Here is a 6355-nt window from a genome sequence, read left to right as displayed (position 1 = left end):
GTTGCGGGCGGCCAGTTCAGCATCGTTGCGGCGGCCGACCTCGTACAGGGCGACGGTGCGGCGGGCGTCCTCGTCCGAGCGGATGAAGGCGTTGAGCGCGCGCGTATCCACGCCGATCGGCTCGGGCGTGAATGAGGCGCGTTGCAGCGTCGCCTCATAGGGGCGCGGCCCCTGGTTCTCGATCACCGGCTCCTCGCCCAGCTGACGCAGGGCGATCTGGCCGTAGAAGGTGGCCGGCCAGCGCGCGGCCTGGCGCAGATATTCGTTTACGCGGTCCTGTCGGCCCGACTGGCCCGCCGCCCGCGCCGCCCAGAAGGCGCCGCCCGAGCGGACCCACGGATCCTCGGTCGGATCCTGGGCGACGTGCTCAAAGGCCTGGAAGGCGTCGGCGTGCTGCTCCATGCGCCAGGCGGCCAGGCCCGCGGTCCACCAGTCGCCGATCTGCTGGCCCATCGTGTAGGCGCCGGACAGGTCGTCGTTGTTCAGCGCCACGCGCGCGGCCTTGGCTGGATCGTTGACGCCGCCGTCGCCGGGATTGGTCAGGCTGGCCCAGGTGCGGGTCAGCAGGCCGCCGGGGCGCTTGGGTTCGGCCGCGCCGTCGGGCAGGCGCCGCATCGCCAGGGTATAGACCCGCTCGGCCATCGGCAGGTCGGAATAGGTCTCGAGCCAGGCCGCGAGTTCGTCATAGGTGGCGACATGGCTGGGGTGGAACAGGCGCTCGAACTCGACCTGACCCAGCAGGACGCGGTCCTTGGCCTGACGCGCCGAGTTGCGCGCCAGCTCCAGGTCGCCGCGCCGCAGGGCGTCGAAGGCGGTGGTGTAGCTGAGCCGGTCCTCGCTGCTCAGCGCCGTGGGCGACGGCGAGGCGTCTGCGCCGGAATCTGCACCGGAATCTGCGCCAGCGGCGGCATAGGGGCGGGAGGTATCGACATCTTCAGCCTGGGCTGCGGTCGCAGCAAGGGCGCAAAGCGCGAAGGCGAACAGAGACGCACGACGCGTCCGGCGGAAAGAATACATGACGCGGCGGCCCCCTTCGTCGGCGTCGGTCCCGTCTCGATTCGGGATTCTGCGACGCTCTGCGGACTGGTCTCCAAGAGTTCAGGATGCCTGAATCAGGCGCCCGGCTCAACCACTTCGCCGCGCAGGCGAGCGGACAAATCTAGAATGTCCTTCCAAACCAAACCCTTGGCCTGCGGCTGTCGCAGCAGGAAGGCGGGGTGGAGGGTGGCCATGACGGGGGCGGCGATTCCGTCTTCGGACAATCGCCATTCGCGCCACTGGCCGCGCGTTCGCATGATGCCGTCGTCGGTCTTCAGCACGGCCTTGGCCGCCGCCGCGCCGACCAGCAGCACCGCCTTGGGCTTCAGCAGGGCCGCGGCGCGCTCAAGGAAGGGGGCGCAGACGGCCTGTTCCTGCGGCGTCGGGGTGCGGTTGCCGGGCGTCTTCCAGAAGACGGTGTTGGTGATGAAGGCGTCGTCCAGCAGGCCCGCCGCCGTCAGGATGCGGTCCAGCAGCTGACCCGCCTGGCCGACGAAGGGCTGGCCGCGCACGTCTTCCTCAGCGCCGGGGCCTTCGCCGACGATCATCAGCGACCCTTGCGGATTGCCGCGCGCGAAGACGGATTGCCGGGCGCCCATGGCGCGCAAGGGGCAGCCCTCGAAGGCGGCGACGGCCTCGGCCAGTTCGTCCAGGGTGGTCGCGCAGGCGGCCAGGCGACGCGCCTCGACGGCCGCCTCATCGACAGACGGCGGGGCGCCGGGGGCGCGCAAGGGGGTGATCGTGGCCGGACCCTTGGCCGCGACGGGGGCGACGAAGACGGTGCGGTCGACCGGCTCCGCCTCGAAACAGGCGTCCACGCCTGCGTCGCGCCAGAAGGCGAACAGGGCCTCTGCGGCAGCCATGTCGAGGGAAGGGGCGTTCATCTGACTATAGGCAATAGGCCTTGACCGCCCCCGCGTCACCTCCCGATAAGGCGGATAACCACGACGACAACGAGGATTCAGGGGACATGGCCGAGGAAATGATCGAAGGCGGCGCCAAGAACGCATGGCAGGAAGCCGTCATCGACAACCTGCCGCCGCTGGAGGCCCTGGCGGGCGTCGAGCGCGAGGTCATGGAATATGACGTCGTCATCGTCGGCGGCGGCCCCGCCGGCCTGTCCGCCGCCATCCGCCTGAAGCAGCGGGCCGAGAAGGACGGAAAAGAGATTTCCGTCGCCGTGCTGGAGAAGTCGGCCGAGATCGGCGGCCACGTCCTGTCGGGCGCCGTCATCGACCCGAAGGCGCTGAACGAGCTCTTCCCCGACTGGAAGGAACGCGGCGCGCCGCTGGAGACGCCGGTGACCAAGGACAAGTTCCTGGTGCTGGGGCCGCAGGGACAGGCCTCCCTGCCGATGTTCGCCATGCCGCCCTTCATGCACAATGACGGCTGCTACATCGCCTCGCTGGGCAATGTCGCGCGCTGGCTGGCCGAACAGGCGGAAGGCTTGGGCGTCGAGGTCTATCCCGGCATGGCCGCCAGCCATGTGGTCTGGGAAGAAGAGACCGGCCGGGTGAAGGGCGTCGTCGCCGGCGTCTTCGGCATCGACCGCGAGGGCAAGCCGACCGGCGAGTTCCAGCCGGGTCTGGAGCTGCACGGCAAATACGTCTTCATCGCCGAGGGCGTGCGCGGCTCGCTGGCCAAGACCATCATGGCCCGCCACAACCTGTGTGACGCCGCCGATCCGCAGAAGTTCGGCATCGGCCTGAAGGAGCTGTGGCAGATCCCGGCCGAGAAGCACCAGCCCGGCCTGGTCCAGCACACGACCGGCTGGCCGCTGGACGACAAGACGGGCGGCGGCTCGTTCCTGTACCACTTCGGCGATCGCTATGTGTCCGTCGGCTTCGTCGTCCACCTGAACTACAAGAACCCCTTCCTGTCGCCGTTCGACGAGTTCCAGCAGTTCAAGCACCACCCGGCCATCGCCGAGCATCTGGAGGGCGGCACGCGCGTCTCCTACGGCGCCCGCGCCATCACCGAGGGCGGCTTCCAGTCGGTGCCCAAGCTGGCCTTCCCCGGCGGCGCCCTGATCGGCTGTTCGGCGGGCTTCGTGAACGTGCCGCGCATCAAGGGCAGCCACAACGCCATGAAGACCGGCATGCTGGCCGCCGACGCCGCCTATGACGCCGTCATGGAGGGCCGCGAGGGCGACGTGCTGAGCGCCTATCAGGCGGCATACCTGCGCTCGTGGGTCTATAAGGAGCTGAAGGTCGTCCGCAACGCCAAGCCCCTGCTGTCCAAGCTGGGCACCATGATGGGCGGGGCGGTCGGCATGTTCGACCTGTGGGTCAACCACTTGACGGGCGGCTTCTCCTTCTTCGGCACCCTGCGCCACGGCAAGACCGACGCGGCCTCGACCGAGCCCGCCTCGCAGCACAAGCCGATCGCCTATCCCAAGCCGGACGGGAAGCTGTCGTTCGACAAGCTGTCGAGCGTCTTCATCTCCAACACCAACCACGCCGAGGACCAGCCCGCGCATCTGAAGCTGCTGGACCCGTCCGTGCCGATCGACGTCAACCTGCCCAAGTACGGCGAGCCCGCGCGGCTGTATTGCCCGGCCGGGGTGTACGAAGTCGTCTATGCGGACGAGGCGAACCGCGCCGATCCGCGCTTCGTCATCAACGCCCAGAACTGCGTCCACTGCAAAACCTGCGACATCAAGGATCCGTCGCAGAACATCGTCTGGACGACGCCCGAAGGCGGCGGCGGCCCGAACTATCCGAATATGTAAGCCGACAACCCTCTCCCGGCGGGAGAGGGATTTGCGCTTTCAGACTCTTGCGGGCGAAAGGGAAAGCGTGAAGGGTCCGGCCATGCGTTTCGTCTCTTCTCGTCCTGTCCTGTTCCTGGCGGCTTCCGCCCTTGCGCTGTCGCTGGCCGCGCCGTCCCTGGCGCAGCAGGCGCCCGAGCCTGCGCCGGAAACGCCGGCCGAAGCTCCGGCAGGGCAGGACGCTGAGCCGAACGGCGATCCCGTCCCGCACATCATCATCGCGGATGCGCCGGAAACGCCCGAAGAACCCGAGGTCGCGCCCATTCCCGCCGTCTGGGCGCCGATCCCGCTCGACGCCCATAAGAACAGCGCCTTCGGCCTCTATCTGGCGGGCCGCAACGCCCTGACCAGCGGCGAGAGCGCGGTCGGGGCCGATTATCTCAGCCGCGTCTACGCCCTGACGCCGGAACAGCCGCGCGTGCGCGAACAGGCCTTCACCGCCGCCCTTCTGGCCGGCGATCTGGACGAGGCGGGGCGGATCGCCCCGACTGACCCCGAGGTGTCGCCGGTCATCGTCCAGGCCGGGCGCCTGGTTCAGGCGGTGCAGGCCTATGCCGGCGGCGACGCCCGGCGCGCCGACGCCCTGCTGAAGGACGCCCCGGTCGGCGAACCGCATGACCGGGCGGGCTTCTACGTCCAGGGCTGGATCGCCGCCGCCGCCAAGGACTGGGATCGCGCCCTGGCCCTGCCGCCCGCCGATTTCGATCCGGTCAGCGCCATGGTGGCGCGCGCCAACCGCGCCCGCCTGCTGGAGCAGCGCCGCCGCTATGACGAGGCCGACGCCGAATGGCGCGACCTGACCAGCCACGCCATCACCGGCGCCTTGTTCCGCCAACCGTACGGCGAGTTCCTGGAGCGGCGCGGTCGGCGCGACGACGCCCTGGTCCAGTATGACGCCGCCATCACCGCCGGAACGGCTGACCGGCGCGTGATCCAGGGGCGCGAGCGGGTGCTGGCCAAGGGCCGCCCGCCCGCCTTGCCCAGCTTCCGCCAGGGCGCCGCCCAGGCGCTGCGCACTGCTGCGGACCAGATGATCGCCCAGCGCGCCCATGAGTTCGGCGTCGTCTACCTGCGCCTGGCCCAGAACCTGGACCCCAACGACAACACCCAGCTTCTGATCGGCCAGACCCTGATCCAGGGCGGGATCGAACCGGCGGGCCGGGCGGCCCTGGCGGAGGTCAGCGAGGCCTCGCCCGCCCTCTACGCCGCCGCCCGCATCCAGACGGCCATCAGCCTGGGCAAGGCGGGGCGGGATGAAGAGGCCCTGGTCGAACTGCGCCGCGCCGCCGCCGCCCGCCCCGACGAGGCGGGGGTGGCCTATATGCTGGCCGGCCAGTTGATGCAGATGGAACGGCACGAAGCGGCGCTGGAGCTGCTGAACGGCCCGCTGCTGAATACGGCGGATCAGGGTTTCGAGGTCCATTTCCTGCGCGGCGCGGCCTATGAATCCCTCGACCGGGACACCGAGGCCGAGGCCGAGCTGTGGGCCGCCCTGCAGATGCAGCCCGACAATCCGACCCTGCTGAACTATCTCGGCTATCTGTGGGTCGACACCGGGACGCGGGTGCAGGAGGGCGCCGCCATGATCGCCCGCGCCCACGCCGCCGAGCCCAAGGACGGCAACATTCAGGACTCCCTCGGCTGGGCCCAGTACCGCCAAGGGCAGTATGAGGCGGCGGTGGTCAATCTGGAGGGCGCCGTCGACAAGGAGCCCGCCAACGCCGAGATCAACGACCACCTGGGCGACGCCTACTGGGCCGTGGGCCGTCAGCGCGAGGCGGGCTTCCAGTGGAACCGCGTCCTGACGCTGGAGGTCGACGACAAGCGCCGCGGCGAGGTCGAGGCCAAGCTGCGCGACCGCCTGGGCCAGGATCCGACCGGGGACAAGGGGCTTGGGTCTGCGGGCGGCGCGGCCGACTGACGCCGCCATGTCCGTTTCCGACGCTCTGAGCGGCCTGGCGCCGGCCAAGATCAACCTGCTGCTGCACGTCGGGCCGGTGCAGGCCGACGGCTATCATCCCCTGGTCAGCCTGGCCGTCTTCGCTGATGTCGGCGACCGGGTGACGGTGCGCCGCGCCGAGGCCCTGTCGCTGACGGTCGAGGGGCCGTTCGCGGCGGGTCTGGACGAGGAGGGCGACAACCTGATCCTCAAGGCCCTGCGCGCCCTAGGCGCGGCGGTCGGGATCGGCGAACCGCCCGTGGCCGTGACCCTGGACAAGCGCCTGCCGATCGCCGCCGGGCTGGGCGGCGGCTCGGCTGACGGAGANGCGGCGCTGCGGCTGACGGCGCGCCTGCTGGACCTCGATCTGACGGACAGCGCGCTGGAGCGTCTGGCCCTGGCCGCCGGGGCGGACGGCCCCATGTGCCTGCGCGCGCGCCCGGCCTGGGCTTCGGGCGTCGGCGAAACGCTCGAAGACGAGCCGCGCCTGCCGATCCTGCATGGGGTGCTGCTCAACCCCGGCTTGCCGTCGCCGACGGGGGCGGTCTATCGCGCCTATGACGCCGCGCCCGCCGGGGACGCGGATCGGCCGCAATCGCCCGCTGACT

Annotated in this window: 4 protein-coding genes and 1 pseudogene; 3 read left to right on the top strand and 2 right to left on the bottom strand. The window is 70.2% G+C overall.

The window, feature by feature from the left end:
• Nucleotides 1–1017, bottom strand: a pseudogene (locus BDIM_RS18060) (lytic transglycosylase domain-containing protein); the annotation flags it as partial.
• Between the two features lie 95 nt (nt 1018–1112).
• Entirely contained in the window at nt 1113–1922 is an 810-nt protein-coding gene (locus BDIM_RS12145) for a uracil-DNA glycosylase (RefSeq protein WP_040346058.1), read from the bottom strand.
• Between the two features lie 191 nt (nt 1923–2113).
• Between BDIM_RS12145 and BDIM_RS12140 the strand changes: the two genes are divergently transcribed.
• The 3 genes from BDIM_RS12140 to BDIM_RS12130 form a co-directional block, all read left to right on the top strand.
• Entirely contained in the window at nt 2114–3769 is a 1656-nt protein-coding gene (locus tag BDIM_RS12140) for an electron transfer flavoprotein-ubiquinone oxidoreductase (protein ID WP_244911900.1), read from the top strand.
• Nucleotides 3770–3851: 82 nt separating this feature from the next.
• Complete coding sequence (locus BDIM_RS12135; protein WP_040346053.1) at nt 3852–5729, top strand: tetratricopeptide repeat protein; 1878 nt, start codon at nt 3852–3854, stop codon at nt 5727–5729.
• Between the two features lie 7 nt (nt 5730–5736).
• Nucleotides 5737–6355 (top strand): 4-(cytidine 5'-diphospho)-2-C-methyl-D-erythritol kinase (locus BDIM_RS12130; protein ID WP_050796796.1); only part of this gene is annotated, 619 nt, incomplete at its 3' end.

The organism is Brevundimonas diminuta ATCC 11568 (assembly GCF_000204035.1).
Taxonomy (GTDB): domain Bacteria; phylum Pseudomonadota; class Alphaproteobacteria; order Caulobacterales; family Caulobacteraceae; genus Brevundimonas; species Brevundimonas diminuta.
This window is presented reverse-complemented; position numbering and strand designations above follow the sequence as displayed.